Consider the following 15,716-nt stretch of genomic DNA (forward strand, 5'->3'; position numbering starts at 1 on the left):
AAACCCTACAGCTTCGAGGAAAACAATATGCGTTTGAAACCCTTAGTGACCGCGCTCTTTGCTGGCGCGCTGCTGGCCGCAACGCCGTTTGCGCAGGCAAAAGATCTGAAATCCATCGGCGTGACCGTGGGTGATTTGGCCAACCCGTTCTTCGTGCAGATCACCAAAGGTGCCGAGCTGGAAGCGCGAAAGCTGGCGGGCGATAACGTGAAGGTGACGCTGGTCTCCAGCGGCTACGATCTGGGCCAGCAGGTCTCGCAGATCGATAACTTTATTGCGGCCAAAGTAGACATGATCATCCTTAATGCTGCGGACTCCAAAGGGATCGGCCCGGCGGTAAAACGCGCGAAAGAGGCGGGGATCGTGGTGGTGGCCGTTGACGTAGCGGCGGAAGGGGCTGACGCAACCATCACCTCTAATAACACCCAGGCCGGCGAAATGGCCTGCAAGTACATCACCGACCGCCTGAAAGGAAAAGGCAATGTGGTGATCATCAATGGACCGCCGGTTTCTGCGGTACAAAACCGCGTAGAGGGCTGCCAGACCGAGTTCAAGCGCCATCCGGATATCAAGGTGCTCTCGGATAACCAGAACGCCAAGGGCAGCCGTGAAGGTGGCCTGGAAGTGATGACCTCCCTGCTGGCGGCCAATCCGAAGATCGACGGCGTCTTCGCGATTAACGATCCCACGGCGATCGGTGCCGATCTGGCCGCGAAACAGGCGCAGCGCAATGAATTCTTTATTGTCGGCGTGGATGGATCGCCGGATGGTGAGGAAGCCCTGAAGCGCGAAAACTCCCTGTTTGTGGCGACCCCGGCACAAGACCCACAGGTCATGGCGGCAAAAGCGGTGGAGATCGGCTATGACATTCTGCAGGGCAAACCTGCGCCGAAAGAGCCTGTGCTGATCCCGGTGACGATGATCGATAAAAAGAACGTCGGAACGTACAAGGGATGGACGGTTAAGTAACCCTTCCCCCTCTCCTGCGGGAGAGGGCGTCGTTTACCTGGAGTCACCATGAAACGCTCCGACATCAACGAAATCCTCGGCCATACGCGACAGTTCTTTTCCATGCACGACGTGCATCTTCCTGCGTTTGCCAGCTTCCCGCCGACGAAATGGCAGCAGCTTGACCCTGCCGCATGGCGTGAAGTGTTCGACCTCAAACTCGGCTGGGACGTGACGGCCTTCGGCAGTCACAACTTTGCCGCACAGGGGCTAACGCTGTTCACCCTGCGCAACGGCTCCCCGAACGGCGTGCCGTATGAAAAGTGTTATGCCGAAAAAATCATGCACGTGCGCGACGGCCAGGTCACGCCGATGCATTTCCACTGGCGCAAGCGGGAAGACATCATCAATCGTGGCGGTGGGAATCTCATTATTGAACTATGGAATGCCGATGCGCATGAAGAAACTGAAAACACCGACGTGACGGTGACGATCGACGGTTGCCTGCAAACCCACGCCCCCGGCAGCCAGCTGCGCCTGACGCCCGGAGAGAGCATCTGCCTCACGCCCGGCCTGTACCACAGCTTTTGGGGTGAGCGGGGCTTTGGTGACGTGCTGGTGGGCGAAGTGTCATCGGTGAATGACGATGAACACGATAACCATTTTTTGCAGCCGGTAGCCCGCTATAACAACATTGAAGAAGATGAGCCAGCGGTGCTGGTGTTGTGCAACGAATATGCCCTGTTTCGGATTTAAGGAGTGAATGATGCCATTAATTTCTCTTGCCGACGGTCTTGAGCACGCCAGACAACGCCGCTACGCGCTGGGTGCGTTTAACGTTCTCGACTCCCATTTCCTGCGTGCGCTGTTTGCTGCGGCAAAACAGGAGCGATCCCCTTTTATCATCAACATCGCGGAAGTGCATTTTAAGTATGTCTCCCTGGAGTCGCTGGTCGAAGCGGTGAAATTTGAAGCCGCCCGCCACGATATTCCCGTGGTGCTTAATCTCGATCACGGGCTGCATTTTGACGCCGTGGTGCGCGCGCTGCGCCTAGGATTCAGCTCCGTGATGTTCGACGGCTCAACGCTGAGCTACGAGGAGAATATTCGCCAGACCCGGGAAGTGGTGAAAATGTGCCACGCGGTGGGCGTGTCCGTAGAAGCCGAACTGGGGGCCGTAGGCGGCGATGAAGGCGGCGCATTGTACGGCCACGCTGATGAAGCCTTTTTTACCGACCCCCAGTTGGCGAGGGAGTTTGTCGATCTGACCGGCATTGATGCGTTGGCGGTCGCGATTGGCAACGCGCACGGCAAATACAAAGGCGAGCCAAAGCTCGATTTCCCGCGGCTGGACGCCATTCGCCAGCAGACCGGCCTGCCGCTGGTGCTGCACGGCGGCTCCGGGATTAGCGATGCTGATTTCCGCCGCGCCGTTGAGCTGGGGATTCACAAAATCAACTTTTATACCGGCATGTCGCAAGCTGCGCTGTCCGCCGTTGAGCATCGCATGGCGAACCGCCAGCCGCTGTACGATGAGTTTGCGGAGCTGCTGCTGGGCATTGAAGAGGCGATTACCGATACGGTTGCTGAACAGATGCGCATCTTCGGCAGCGCGGGGCAAGCATAATGGAACGCAAGGGGATTGTTGCCGCCGGGAATATGCTGGTGGATCACGTCCATCAAATCGTGCAATGGCCGGAGCGCGGCTGGCTGGCAGAAATCACTCACAGCGAGCGCTCAACCGGCGGCGCACCGCTTAACGTCCTGCTGACGCTGGCGAAGATGCACGTCGGCCTGCCGCTGCAGGCGGTAGGGCTGATTGGTGAAGATGCCGACGGGGATTACATTCTGGCGATGCTCGATCAATATCACGTCAACCGCCAGCGCGTGCAGCGCACCACTTTTGCCCCGACCTCAATGTCGCAGGTAATGACTGACCCGACCGGGCAACGTACCTTCTTTCACTCTCCGGGGGCTAACCGTCTGCTGGATCTTCCCGCATTTGACCGTCTCGACGGCTCGCTGAAAATCTTCCATCTCGGCTATCTGCTGCTGCTCGACAGCCTGGATATGCCGGATGAGGAGTTTGGCACGCGCAGCGCGCGACTGTTGGCACAAATGCGCGAGCAAGGGTATGAAACGTCGCTCGACCTGGTGTCGCGCAAGGGCGACCCGCGCTATCAGCCGCTGGTGCTCCCTGCCCTGCGCCATCTCGATTATCTGGTCATTAACGAACTGGAAGCCGGTGAGTTTAGCGGGCTGGAGATGCGCGATAAGAATAACGCTCCGCACATAGCGCATATTGCGCAAGCCGCCGCGCAGCTGCTGGACGCAGGGGTTCGTCAGCGGGTCGTGATCCACTGCCCGGAAGGCGCGTGGGGAGAATCGCCAGGCGAAGAAGGCCGCTGGGTCCCGTCATGGATACTGGAACAAGAAGAGATTATCGGCAGCGTCGGCGCGGGCGATGCCTTTTGCGCGGGCTTTCTCTACGGCTGCCATGAGTCACTCCCGCTGGCGGAAAGCATTTACCTGGCGCACGCCTGCGCGCGGGCCAGCCTGCTGGCCGCTAACGCGATAGATGGCGCGAAGACGCTGGCAGAGCTGCAGTTTTTTATCAAAGAGAATACTTAGGCCGCTTTTTCGTTGTGGGAGACATCGGTGGCAAAGACATAGCCCAGCCCGCGGATGGTTTTGATGAGCGCGGGCTGATGCGGATTAGCCTCGATTTTCCGCCGTAGCCGCATGATCAGCACATCGATAGTGCGATCGAATACTTCGGCATTTTCACTGTGGGTCAGCTCTAGCAGCCGCTCGCGGCTCAGCACCCGACGGGCATTTTGCGTCAGTGCCAGCAGCAATCCGTATTCGCCTTGCGTTAACGAGACGGCGTTACGCTGAGGGTCAATCAGCTCGCAGCGGGTGGTATCCAGCGTCCAGCCGTGAAAGGCAATGCCCGCCTCGCGCGGCGCTGGCGTGTCTGCGGCCAGCGCGCCGGTCCGACGCAACACCGCTTTGACGCGGGCGACCACCACGCGTGGGTTAAACGGCTTACCGATGTAGTCGTCCGCGCCCATCTCTAGCCCCACGACCACGTCCGATTCACTCCCCAGCCCTGTCAACATCACTACCGGCAACGCCGGGCGATGCTTTTGTACGTGCTGCAAAACCTGCAGGCCGTTGATATCGGGCAGCATCATATCCAGCAGGACCAGCGCAATGCTCGCGTCCTGTTGGACCAGGCTCAGCGCGTCATGCCCGTTGTGGCAGACGAGCACGGTAAAGACATGCTCGCTAAGCACATCCTGCAGCAGCTCACACACAGCCGTATCGTCATCAACCACCAGAATCGCGGGTTTCATCACATGCTTCCGTTAGGGGATTATGTTAAGTCTGAACCATTCTGCGGCGGGCTCCAGCCAAAATGATTTTTACGTGACGGAATTTCAACCCATGTCACATCCGCTGCCCTTTCGACACGTCAATTTTGACGATTGCCTGCTTTTCGTCAGGGTTTTGCGCGCGCATCGGTCGTAAAGTCTGGATATACCCCTACTAAAAACATGGCATAGAAGCTGCATAGTGGGTGCGAAAGATTTCATTAACTGGAGCAGACTGATGAAAAAAGTCGTCACGGTTTGCCCTTATTGCGCATCCGGTTGCAAGATCAACCTGGTGGTCGATAACGGCAAAATAGTCCGGGCGGAGGCGGCGCAGGGGAAAACCAATCAGGGCACGCTGTGCCTGAAAGGTTATTACGGCTGGGATTTTATAAACGATACCCAAATCCTGACCCCGCGCCTGAAAAGCCCAATGATCCGCCGCGAGCGCGGCGGCAAGCTCGAAGCGGTCTCCTGGAGCGAGGCGCTGGACTACGTCGCCACGCGCCTGAGCGCCATCAAGGCCAAATACGGTCCTGATGCCATTCAAACCACCGGCTCTTCACGCGGGACGGGGAATGAAACCAACTATGTAATGCAAAAATTCGCGCGCGCCGTTATTGGTACCAATAACGTCGACTGCTGCGCTCGCGTCTGACACGGCCCCTCGGTTGCAGGTCTGCACCAGTCGGTCGGTAACGGCGCAATGAGTAATGCAATTAACGAAATAGATAACACCGATCTGGTGTTTATCTTCGGCTATAACCCGGCGGATTCTCACCCTATCGTCGCGAACCACGTTATTCGCGCCAAACAGAATGGGGCGAAAATCATCGTCTGCGATCCGCGAAAAATCGAAACCGCGCGTATTGCGGATATGCACATCGCGTTGAAAAATGGCTCGAATATCGCGCTATTGAACGCCATGGGGCACGTCATTATCGAAGAGAATCTGTACGACCAGGCGTTTGTAGCCAGCCGTACGGAAGGATTTGAAGAGTATCGAAAAATCGTTGAAGGCTATACGCCTGAGTCGGTAGAAGAGATTACGGGCGTGAGCGCGCAGGAAATCCGCCAGGCTGCACGGATGTACGCGGCAGCGAAAACCGCCGCCATTCTGTGGGGCATGGGCGTGACCCAGTTCTACCAGGGGGTGGAAACCGTGCGCTCTCTGACGAGCCTCGCCATGCTGACCGGTAATCTGGGTAAGGCACATGTCGGCGTGAACCCGGTACGCGGTCAAAACAACGTACAGGGAGCCTGTGATATGGGCGCACTGCCGGATACCTATCCGGGCTATCAGTACGTTAAGTTCCCGGAAAACCGCGCGAAGTTCGCAAAGGCATGGGGGGTCGAAAGCCTTCCTGAGCATACGGGTTACCGCATCAGTGAACTGCCGCACCGGGCGGCGCATGGCGAAGTGCGTGCGGCCTACATCATGGGTGAAGATCCGCTTCAGACCGACGCCGAGCTGTCCGCGGTGCGCAAAGGGTTTGAGGATCTGGAGCTGGTGATCGTCCAGGATATCTTTATGACCAAAACCGCGGCGGCGGCGGATGTGATTTTACCGTCAACGTCATGGGGCGAGCATGAAGGCGTCTACACGGCAGCAGACCGTGGCTTCCAGCGCTTCTTTAAAGCGGTAGAGCCAAAATGGGATCTGAAGACCGACTGGCAGATCATCAGTGAAATCGCCACCCGCATGGGTTACCCGATGCACTACAACAACACTCAGGAAATCTGGGATGAGTTGCGCAACCTGTGTCCGGACTTCACCGGTGCCACCTATGAAAAAATGGGCGAGCTGGGGTATATCCAGTGGCCGTGCCGGGATGAGTCAGAAGCCGACCAGGGGACGTCGTATCTCTTTAAAGAGACGTTCGACACCCCGAACGGACTGGCGCAGTTCTTTACTTGTGACTGGGTCGCCCCCATCGACAAGCTCACCGAGGAGTACCCGATGGTGCTTTCTACCGTGCGCGAAGTGGGTCACTACTCCTGCCGTTCGATGACCGGGAACTGTGCCGCGCTGGCTGCGCTGGCGGATGAACCTGGCTATGCGCAGATCAACACCGCCGACGCTGAACGCCTCGGCATTGAAGATGAAGCGCTGGTGTGGGTGAACTCGCGTAAAGGCCGCATTATCACCCGCGCGCAGGTCAGCGACCGTCCAAACAAAGGGGCAGTATATATGACCTACCAGTGGTGGATTGGTGCCTGTAACGAGCTGGTGACGGAGAACCTCAGTCCAATAACCAAAACGCCGGAGTATAAATACTGCGCCGTGCGCATTGAGCCGATCGCCGATCAGCGTGCCGCAGAGCAGTATGTGATCGATGAATATAGCAAGCTTAAGGCCCGACTGCGTGAAAGCGCGATGGGTTGAAGCCGTTCATTAAAAGCTGAGTAAATGGGGTGATATATTCACCCCATTTTTATTTATGAAGGAATTATTAATAATTCAAATATCCATTCCGGAGCAAGGAGTAAAAGGCGTGACGCCATTAAAAACTGCGTTAGGCATCGTCTTTATTATCTGCCTGACAAGAGTGATATTTACCGTTATTCATCGCCGGAAGCGATGCGAGCGCACAATAAAGAGTGAACATCGGGAGGTGGCGAACGAATTCCCAAAAACATAGATAACGATGTGGCTGGGGTGAGCAAGCACAGCCAACGCACATGCAACTTGAAGTATGACGGGTATATACTGCGCGGCATGTACCCAGATGATAAGAATCCATGAAACCACTTTTTCTGTTGTTGTTACTTTTTACGTCTCTCGCCCGTGCCGACGAGATTGGCAGCCAGTATAAAAAGCAGGCCGAAGCAGGCGACGCGCGCGCCCAGTATTACCTTGCTGATACCTACTTCAGTTCTGGCGACAGCAAACAGGCGGCGCAGTGGGCCGAGAAAGCCGCCAAAGGGGGCGATGTCGATGCAATGGGGTTGCTCTCGCAAATCCTCTTTACCCAAGGGGATTATCCACACGCGAAAGCGCTGGCGCAGCAGGCGACCATTGCGGGCAGCAAACGGGGCGCAATCATGCTGGCTCGCGTGCTGGTGAATACCGAGGCAGGCAAAACCGACTATCCTCAAGCCATCAGACTGCTCGAAACCGCCACCGAGGATATTGATAATGACTCCGCGGTAGACGCGCAAATGCTGCTGGGGCTGATTTATGCCAACGGCGTTGACGTGGTCCAGGATGACGTGAAAGCGGCCTCATGGCTCAAACGTAGCTCTGCGCTTTCCCGAACCGGTTATGCGGAATACTGGGCGGGAATGTTATTCCAGCAGGGTGAAAAGGGCTTTATCACGCCGAATAAACAGAAAGCGCTGTACTGGTTAAACCTGAGCTGTACCGAAGGGTTTGATACGGGATGTGAAGAGTTTGATGCGTTGAGTGGTCAGTGAAAAGTGCCCGGCGGCGCAGCGCCACCGGGCTTTACGGCTTACTGATCTGCAGTCTTGTCAAAACGACCCAGCACGTCGCGTTCATACGCCAGCGCTTTTTTGCGGTCGAATTTATGTTCCCACTTGGCGATGACCAGCACCGCCAGCGCGTTACCTACCACGTTCAACGCGGTACGCGCCATGTCGAGGATACGGTCAACACCGGCGATAAACGCCAGGCCTTCCAGCGGAATCCCGACGCTGCCGAGCGTTGCCAGCAACACCACAAACGAAACGCCCGGTACGCCTGCAATACCTTTTGAGGTGACCATCAGAGTCAGTACCAGCACAATTTCCTGCCACAGCGACAGATCGATGCCGTACAGCTGCGCAATAAAGATCGCAGCAATACTCTGGTACAGCGTCGAACCATCAAGGTTAAAGGAGTAACCGGTGGGCACCACAAAGCTGGTAATCGACGCCGGAGCGCCATAGGCCTCCATCTTCTCGATAATACGCGGCAGCACGCTCTCAGAGCTTGCCGTGGAGTACGCCAGAATCAGTTCATCCTTCAGAATACGAATCAGGATCCAGATGCTCAGCCCGCATAGGCGCGCCACAATGCCCAGCACCACCAGCGCGAAGAACAGGATCGCGAAGTGCACCAGGATCACCAACTTCGCCAGCGGCCACAGAGAGGCAAAACCAAAGTTCGCGACGGTCACGGCGATCAGCGCAAACACGCCAACAGGCGCATAACGCATCACCATATGCGTCACTTTGAACATAGTTTCGGAAATAGAGCGGAATACCGTCACGAGCGGTTCACGGGGGGTCGCTGGCAGGGAAGAAAGCCCCAGGCCAAACAGCACCGAGAAGAAGATGATAGGCAGCATCTCACCCTTCGCCATTGACGCCACAATGTTGGTCGGGACCAGCGACAGGATGGTTCCCATCAGGCCATGAGCATGGCTTTGTACATCAGCAGTTGTACTTTGGTATTTCGAAATATCCACCGTCGCCAACTGCGACATATCAATCCCGGAACCTGGCTGGAAAACGTTAGCCAGAGTAATGCCGAGGATGATGGCAATCGTAGTGATCACTTCGAAATAAATGATGGTTTTCGCACCGATACGGCCTAGCTGCTTCGCATCGCCGACGCCCGCAATACCGACCACCAGCGTCGAGATCACAATCGGCACCACAATCATCTTGATCAGATGAATAAAGATATCGCCTGCAGGTGAAAGCAGGTTCGCAATCAGCCAGTCGCGGCTATCGCTGTGATAATGGAGGTAACTGCCCAGCAAGATGCCCAGTATAAGGGCTATTAAGATTTGCCAGGCAAGGCTGACTTTAACGTTTTTCATAGAAACTGACTTCCTCAATGAAGCGCCTTATTCACGCAAACTGCATGAATAGGGGGACATACTGAAAGGGTATGAATTGTGTTGCGTTGGTTTATGGGATTTTTTAACGCGGCGTATGAGTATCATTTGCACGGCATGCTGCGCAAGCCTTAAAGAACGAGGCATTTCACTGAAAAAAGAGTCTATGACGCTAATTTGTAATAATTCTTATAAATAACCTTTTGTTATAAAAACGCTTTTTTCTACATAAATGTGAATAATCCTTTCCCTAAATTATTTCCCTTCAAAGTTTCATTTGCTCATTTTTCATACTATTCAAACAATGCGTGATCTGCAGCCCAAATAATAAACAAAGCTTGTAAAGCCCCTACTATTAACGTTTTTGCGACATATTATTAACATCTTACAAGGAGAAAAAAAGCCATGAGCCAAATCCATAAACACGACATTCCCGCAAACATTGCGGACCGTTGCCTGATAAACCCGGAGCAGTACCACGAGAAGTATCAGCAATCCATCTCTAGCCCGGACGTCTTCTGGGGTGAGCAGGGCCGTATCCTGGACTGGATTAAACCTTATCAGAAGGTGAAAAACACCTCTTTTGCGCCAGGAAACGTCTCCATTAAATGGTATGAGGACGGCACGCTGAACCTGGCGGCGAACTGCCTGGACCGCCATCTTGCCGAGCGCGGCGATGAAACGGCCATTATCTGGGAAGGCGACGATGCCTCTCAGAGCAAACATATCACTTATAAAGCGCTGCACCGCGACGTGTGCCGCTTCGCCAACGTGCTGCTGGAACAAGGCATTAAAAAAGGCGATGTTGTGGCTATCTATATGCCAATGGTGCCGGAAGCGGCTGTGGCTATGCTGGCCTGCGCGCGTATTGGCGCGATCCACTCCGTTATCTTCGGCGGCTTTTCACCAGAAGCGGTCGCAGGGCGTATCGTGGACTCCAGCTCTAAGCTGGTGATTACCGCTGACGAAGGCGTGCGCGCCGGTCGCGGAATCCCGCTGAAGAAAAACGTCGACGACGCGCTGAAAAACCCGAATGTGAAAACCATCAGCAATGTCATCGTTCTAAAGCGCACCGGTGGCAAGATCGACTGGACCGAAGGCCGTGACCTGTGGTGGAGCGATCTGATAGAAAACGCGAGCGACCAGCATCAGCCTGAAGAGATGAACGCGGAAGATCCGCTGTTCATCCTCTACACCTCCGGCTCCACCGGTAAACCAAAAGGCGTGCTGCACACCACCGGCGGCTATCTGGTTTATGCGGCCACCACCTTCAAATACGTTTTCGACTACCACCCTGGCGACATCTACTGGTGTACCGCCGACGTGGGCTGGGTCACCGGTCACAGCTACCTGCTTTATGGCCCGCTGGCCTGCGGCGCAACCACGCTGATGTTTGAGGGCGTACCGAACTGGCCAACTCCGGCGCGCATGTGCCAGGTGGTCGATAAACATCAGGTCAACATTCTCTATACCGCGCCAACGGCTATCCGCGCCTTGATGGCAGAAGGTGACAAAGCCATTGAGGGGACAGACCGCTCTTCCCTACGCATCCTCGGTTCCGTGGGCGAGCCCATCAACCCGGAAGCCTGGGAGTGGTACTGGAAGAATATCGGCAACGAGAAATGCCCGGTGATGGACACCTGGTGGCAGACCGAAACCGGTGGCTTCATGATCACCCCGATGCCGGGTGCAACGCAGCTGAAAGCGGGCTCGGCAACACGTCCCTTCTTTGGCGTACAGCCGGCGCTGGTGGATAACGAAGGTAATCCTCAGGAAGGCGCTACCGAAGGTAACCTGGCGATCGTCGATTCCTGGCCGGGTCAGGCGCGTACGCTGTTTGGCGACCATGAACGCTTCGAGCAGACCTACTTCTCGACCTTTAAAAACATGTACTTCAGCGGTGACGGCGCGCGTCGTGATGAAGACGGTTACTACTGGATAACCGGACGCGTGGATGACGTGCTGAACGTGTCCGGACACCGTCTGGGTACGGCAGAGATTGAATCCGCGCTGGTGTCGCATCCGAAGATTGCCGAAGCGGCCGTCGTGGGTATTCCACATAACATCAAAGGCCAGGCAATTTACGCTTACGTCACGCTAAACCACGGTGAAGAGCCGTCTCCGGAGCTGTACGCCGAGGTGCGCAACTGGGTCCGTAAAGAGATTGGCCCGCTCGCCACGCCGGACGTGCTGCACTGGACCGACTCGCTGCCGAAAACCCGCTCAGGCAAAATCATGCGCCGTATTCTGCGCAAAATCGCAGCCGGTGATACCAGCAATCTCGGCGATACCTCAACCCTCGCCGATCCGGGCGTGGTGGACAAACTGCTCGAAGAGAAGCAGGCCATCGCTATGCCATCGTAATGTTTTCTCCCTCTCCCACTGGGAGAGGGGATAAAAATAAACCTACCTTACCTCTGGAGATTTCTGTGATGAATAACGATATTTGTCAGCAGATAGAGAATAGTGCGCACTACAGGGAGCTCGTCGAAAAACGGCAACGGTTTGCCTTCTTACTTTCCATCATCATGCTGATTATCTATGTCGGCTTTATTATGCTCATCGCCTTTGCTCCGCACTGGCTCGGTACGCCGCTGCACGCGGGCACCCGCGTCACGCGGGGGATCCCGATTGGTATCGGCGTCATTGTCATTTCGTTTGTGCTGACCGGCGTGTACGTCTGGCGTGCGAACGGCGAATTCGATCGTCTTAATAAAGCGGTTCTGCGTGAGGTAAAAGCATCATGAAGCGAGTCCTGACGGCGCTTGCCGCCACACTTCCCTTTGCCGCAAATGCGGCGGATGCCATTACCGGCGAGGTTCAACGCCAGCCAACCAACTGGCAGGCGATTGTAATGTTCCTGATTTTCGTTCTGCTGACCCTGTACATCACCTACTGGGCGTCGAAAAGGGTTCGCTCGCGTAATGATTATTACACTGCAGGCGGCAATATCACCGGTTTTCAGAACGGGCTGGCGATTGCGGGCGATTTTATGTCTGCCGCCTCGTTCCTCGGGATCTCCGCGCTGGTGTATACCTCCGGCTACGATGGCCTGATCTACTCTCTCGGCTTTCTCGTCGGCTGGCCGATCATTCTGTTCCTGATTGCCGAACGCTTGCGCAATCTGGGACGTTATACCTTTGCTGACGTGGCTTCCTACCGCCTGAAACAGGGGCCCATCCGCATGCTCTCCGCCTGCGGATCGCTGGTGGTGGTCGCGCTGTATCTGATTGCTCAGATGGTCGGCGCGGGGAAATTGATTCAGCTGCTGTTCGGCCTGAACTACCACGTGGCGGTGGTGCTGGTCGGGGTCCTGATGGTGATGTATGTGCTGTTTGGCGGCATGCTGGCGACCACGTGGGTGCAAATCATCAAAGCGGTTCTGCTGCTGTTTGGCGCAAGCTTTATGGCCTTTATGGTAATGAAGCACGTCGGTTTCAGCTTCAATAACCTGTTTACTGAAGCGATGGCGGTACACCCGAAAGGGGAAGCCATCATGAGCCCTGGCGGGCTGGTGAAAGACCCGATATCCGCACTCTCGCTCGGCCTGGGCCTGATGTTTGGTACCGCGGGTCTGCCTCACATTCTGATGCGTTTCTTCACCGTGAGCGATGCACGAGAAGCGCGTAAGAGCGTCTTCTACGCCACCGGTTTTATGGGTTACTTCTACATCCTGACCTTTATCATCGGCTTTGGCGCCATCATGCTGGTGGGGGCTAATCCGGCGTTTAAAGACGCGGCGGGCACACTCATTGGCGGCAATAACATGGCAGCAGTGCATCTGGCTGATGCAGTAGGCGGCAACCTGTTCCTCGGCTTTATTTCGGCTGTGGCCTTCGCCACTATCCTTGCGGTGGTCGCGGGTCTGACGCTGGCCGGGGCTTCCGCGGTCTCGCATGATCTGTACGCTAACGTGTTCCGGAAAGGGGCCAGCGAGCGCGATGAGCTGAAAGTCTCCAAAATCACCGTCCTGGTGCTGGGTGTGGTGGCGATCCTGCTGGGCATCCTGTTCGAGAAACAGAACATCGCCTTTATGGTGGGGCTGGCCTTCTCGATTGCCGCAAGCTGCAACTTCCCTATCATTCTGCTCTCCATGTACTGGTCAAAACTGACCACCCGTGGCGCGATGATTGGCGGCTGGCTGGGGCTGCTGACGGCCGTGATTTTGATGATCCTCGGCCCGACCATCTGGGTGCAGATCCTCGGTCACGAAAAAGCAATCTTCCCGTATGAATACCCGGCGCTGTTCTCTATTGCCGTGGCGTTTATTGGGATCTGGTTCTTCTCCGCCACCGACAACTCAGCGGAAGGTAAACTGGAGCGTGAGAAATTCCGCGCCCAGTTTATCCGTTCACAAACCGGTCTGGGCGTTGAACAGGGCCGCGCGCACTAAGCTCTTCTCCCCGGTCACTTGACCGGGGAATTTAAAACATCACCCACGCCACCAGCGGCGCAACAAGCACCATCACCACGCCGGACAGCATCATCACCAGGCTCGCGACAACGCCTTCCTGTTGGCCCAGCTCATACGAACGCGCCGTTCCCGCACCGTGTGACGCCGCGCCAAACCCCGCCCCCTTAGCCATCCCTTCACGGATAGAAAGCCGCAGAAACAGCATATCGCCCACCGCCATACCGAAGACGCCCGTGACGACGACAAACAACGCCACCAGATCCGGCTGCCCGCCGAGCGGCTTGGCGGCCGCCAGCGCAAACGGCGTGGTCACCGAACGCACCGCCAGGCTACGCTGAATTTCATCAGAGAGCGTGAACAGGCGCGCCAGCCAGACAGAGCTGCACACAGCCACGACCGTCGCGGTAATCACGCCTGCGCTTAGCGACATCCAGTGACGCTTGATAATCGCCAGGTTGTCATAAACAGGGACCGCGAAAGCGATGGTTGCCGGGCCGAGCAGCCACAACAGCCAGTGGGATTCACCCATATAGTTCTGCCAGGAGATGTGCCCGAAGACCAGCATCAACACCAGCAGGATCGGCGTGAAGACCAGCGGCATCAGTGGCAGGGCATGAAAGCGGCGATACAGCCGCTTGTTGGCAAAGTAGATAATCAGCGTGGCGATCAGGCACAGGACGCTTATCTGAAAATTAGTCATGTTTGTGCCTGCTGATTTCAAACCGGTAGACTTTATCCACCACCCAGGCGGTTGCCCCCAGCACCATCAGCGTACTCAGCGCGATGACCGCGAAGATCCGCCAGCCGTCCACCATCAGCAGTTGCGCATAGTTCACCACCGCCACCACGGCAGGGACAAAGAACAGCAGCATCTCCGCCAGCAGCCAGCGTGCGCCGGCGCGTACCCAGCGAAGGGGGATCACGCGACAGAGGATGAGCGTCAGCATCAGCACCATGCCGACCAGGTTGGCCGGTAACGGCAAATGCAGCCAGCCGACAAGGTATTCCGCGAAAACAAAGAGTCCCGCATAAAGCAGTACCTGAACCGGTACCTGAAGTCGTTGCATAACGGCAGGCGTAACACGACTTAACGCCACGGCCATGGGGGTTTTCCTCAGAAATGAGACGAGGAGCCAGTATAGAGATCCCACGTAATCGACTGAAATGAATTAAAATCATCAAAGGTATAGTTTCGAGGAATAATCATGGACATAAGAACGCTGCGCTATTTTGTCGAAGTGGTTCGCCAGCAGAGTTTTACCCGCGCAGCGGAGAAGTTATTTGTTACCCAGCCCACCATCAGCAAGATGCTGAAAAACCTCGAAGATGAACTCAACTGTACCCTGCTAATACGCGACGGGCGCAAGCTGCTGCTGACCGATACCGGGCGCGTGGTGTTCGAGCGCGGGCTGGCGATTCTCGCGGAGTTCCGCCAGTTGGAAGCGGAGCTTGATGACATTAACCACCTGACTAAAGGGGTGCTGCGTCTGGGCATTCCGCCGATGGTGGGCATGATGATGGCCGGGCCGATTAGCCTGTTTCGCCAGCGCTATCCCGGCGTTGAGCTGAAAATTTCCGAGTTTGGCGGCTTAACCGTACAACAGGCCGTCACCAACGGCGAGCTGGACGTGGCAATGACGGCGCTGCCCGTTGAAGAAGAGAGCGGGCTGGCGACGTTACCGCTCTTTAGTCACCCGCTGTGCGTACTGGTGCCGCGCTCCGGCGACTGGCTGAAAATTAATGCGGTAAAGCCCGAGCTGCTGGGCGAGCACCCGCTGCTGATTTACAACGAAGATTTCGCCCTCAGCCGCCAGCTCATGGCGCTGTTTAATCAACACAACGTAAAGCCGCGTATCGCCGTGCGCAGTGGGCAATGGGACTTTCTCGCCGCTATGGTTCAGGCGGGCGTGGGGATTGCCATTCTGCCGCAGCCGATTTGCGAGCGGCTCGATAAAAACACGCTGCGCTGGATCCCGTTGGAGAGCGATTTACACTGGCAACTGGGGATGATTTGGCGTGAAGGGGTGTATTTGTCTCACAGCGCCCAGGCTTGGCTGGAGTGCTGTGAGGGGTTTTGGGTACGCGCTGAATAGAGCCCTTTCGCCCTCTCCCAGTGGGAGAGATACCGTCTTGCCGGTTATCCGGCAAGCGGTATTTCAGCATTAAATTCACGACCGGATTTCACCACAC

General features: G+C 56.1%; 15 protein-coding genes. 11 read left to right on the forward strand and 4 right to left on the reverse strand.

What is annotated here, in order from left to right; genetic code table 11:
- The first annotated feature begins 27 nt into the window (after nt 1-27).
- The 4 genes from V5P19_RS22195 to V5P19_RS22210 are packed head-to-tail and all read left to right on the forward strand — an operon-like array spanning nt 28 to nt 3,579.
- Complete coding sequence (locus tag V5P19_RS22195; RefSeq protein ID WP_334407599.1) at nt 28-969, forward strand: ABC transporter substrate-binding protein; 942 nt, start codon at nt 28-30, stop codon at nt 967-969.
- Nucleotides 970-1,017: 48 nt separating this feature from the next.
- Nucleotides 1,018-1,704 (forward strand): D-lyxose/D-mannose family sugar isomerase, encoded by a 687-nt coding sequence (locus V5P19_RS22200; RefSeq protein ID WP_334407601.1) that lies wholly within the window; start codon nt 1,018-1,020, stop codon nt 1,702-1,704.
- A gap of 10 nt (nt 1,705-1,714) precedes the next feature.
- Nucleotides 1,715-2,575, forward strand: a complete 861-nt coding sequence (locus V5P19_RS22205; RefSeq protein ID WP_334407627.1) for a ketose 1,6-bisphosphate aldolase — start codon at nt 1,715-1,717, stop codon at nt 2,573-2,575.
- Nucleotides 2,572-3,579 carry a carbohydrate kinase family protein gene (locus tag V5P19_RS22210; RefSeq protein ID WP_334407629.1) on the forward strand — a complete coding sequence of 336 codons (1,008 nt, stop codon included), beginning with the start codon at nt 2,572-2,574 and terminating at the stop codon, nt 3,577-3,579. The genes V5P19_RS22205 and V5P19_RS22210 overlap by 4 nt, the downstream gene beginning before the upstream one ends.
- Here the strand turns inward: V5P19_RS22210 and V5P19_RS22215 are convergent.
- Nucleotides 3,576-4,307: a response regulator transcription factor gene (locus V5P19_RS22215; RefSeq protein WP_334407603.1), complete on the reverse strand. Its 732-nt coding sequence runs from the start codon at nt 4,305-4,307 to the stop codon at nt 3,576-3,578. The two genes, V5P19_RS22210 and V5P19_RS22215, sit on opposite strands and share 4 nt — an antisense overlap.
- A gap of 256 nt (nt 4,308-4,563) precedes the next feature.
- Between V5P19_RS22215 and fdhF the strand changes: the two genes are divergently transcribed.
- The 3 genes from fdhF to V5P19_RS22230 all read left to right on the forward strand — a co-directional run bounded on the left by fdhF (nt 4,564) and on the right by V5P19_RS22230 (nt 7,742).
- On the forward strand, nt 4,564-6,711 hold the full coding sequence (gene fdhF / locus V5P19_RS22220) for a formate dehydrogenase subunit alpha (protein ID WP_334407605.1): 2,148 nt from the start codon (nt 4,564-4,566) through the stop codon (nt 6,709-6,711).
- 109 nt (nt 6,712-6,820) lie between these two features.
- Nucleotides 6,821-6,967, forward strand: coding sequence for a Hok/Gef family protein (locus tag V5P19_RS22225; RefSeq protein WP_334407607.1), 147 nt, complete (start codon nt 6,821-6,823; stop codon nt 6,965-6,967).
- 100 nt (nt 6,968-7,067) lie between these two features.
- Complete coding sequence (locus tag V5P19_RS22230) at nt 7,068-7,742, forward strand: tetratricopeptide repeat protein (RefSeq protein WP_334407610.1); 675 nt, start codon at nt 7,068-7,070, stop codon at nt 7,740-7,742.
- Nucleotides 7,743-7,780: 38 nt separating this feature from the next.
- On the opposite strand, the gene gltP is transcribed toward V5P19_RS22230, so the two are convergent.
- Nucleotides 7,781-9,094: a glutamate/aspartate:proton symporter GltP gene (gene gltP, locus V5P19_RS22235; protein WP_334407613.1), complete on the reverse strand. Its 1,314-nt coding sequence runs from the start codon at nt 9,092-9,094 to the stop codon at nt 7,781-7,783.
- A 423-nt stretch (nt 9,095-9,517) separates the two neighbouring features.
- Here gltP and acs point away from each other — a divergent pair, with 423 nt between their 5' ends.
- The 3 genes from acs to actP all read left to right on the forward strand — a co-directional run bounded on the left by acs (nt 9,518) and on the right by actP (nt 13,505).
- Nucleotides 9,518-11,476, forward strand: coding sequence for an acetate--CoA ligase (gene acs, locus V5P19_RS22240; RefSeq protein ID WP_334407615.1), 1,959 nt, complete (start codon nt 9,518-9,520; stop codon nt 11,474-11,476).
- A 68-nt stretch (nt 11,477-11,544) separates the two neighbouring features.
- Complete coding sequence (locus V5P19_RS22245) at nt 11,545-11,859, forward strand: DUF485 domain-containing protein (RefSeq protein WP_334407617.1); 315 nt, start codon at nt 11,545-11,547, stop codon at nt 11,857-11,859.
- Nucleotides 11,856-13,505 (forward strand): cation/acetate symporter ActP, encoded by a 1,650-nt coding sequence (gene actP, locus V5P19_RS22250; protein ID WP_334407618.1) that lies wholly within the window; start codon nt 11,856-11,858, stop codon nt 13,503-13,505. The genes V5P19_RS22245 and actP overlap by 4 nt, the downstream gene beginning before the upstream one ends.
- Before the next feature lie 31 nt (nt 13,506-13,536).
- Here actP and V5P19_RS22255 read toward each other — a convergent pair whose 3' ends face one another.
- Both V5P19_RS22255 and V5P19_RS22260 read right to left on the reverse strand, forming a co-directional pair.
- Nucleotides 13,537-14,226: an LrgB family protein gene (locus V5P19_RS22255; RefSeq protein WP_334407621.1), complete on the reverse strand. Its 690-nt coding sequence runs from the start codon at nt 14,224-14,226 to the stop codon at nt 13,537-13,539.
- On the reverse strand, nt 14,219-14,629 hold the full coding sequence (locus V5P19_RS22260) for a CidA/LrgA family protein (RefSeq protein ID WP_334407623.1): 411 nt from the start codon (nt 14,627-14,629) through the stop codon (nt 14,219-14,221). Before V5P19_RS22260 ends, V5P19_RS22255 begins: the two co-directional genes overlap by 8 nt.
- A gap of 102 nt (nt 14,630-14,731) precedes the next feature.
- Between V5P19_RS22260 and V5P19_RS22265 the strand changes: the two genes are divergently transcribed.
- Nucleotides 14,732-15,619 carry a LysR family transcriptional regulator gene (locus V5P19_RS22265; protein WP_334407625.1) on the forward strand — a complete coding sequence of 296 codons (888 nt, stop codon included), beginning with the start codon at nt 14,732-14,734 and terminating at the stop codon, nt 15,617-15,619.
- The last annotated feature ends 97 nt before the right edge of the window (nt 15,620-15,716 follow it).

Source organism: Enterobacter sp. UNJFSC 003 (assembly GCF_036903355.1).
Lineage (GTDB): Bacteria > Pseudomonadota > Gammaproteobacteria > Enterobacterales > Enterobacteriaceae > Enterobacter.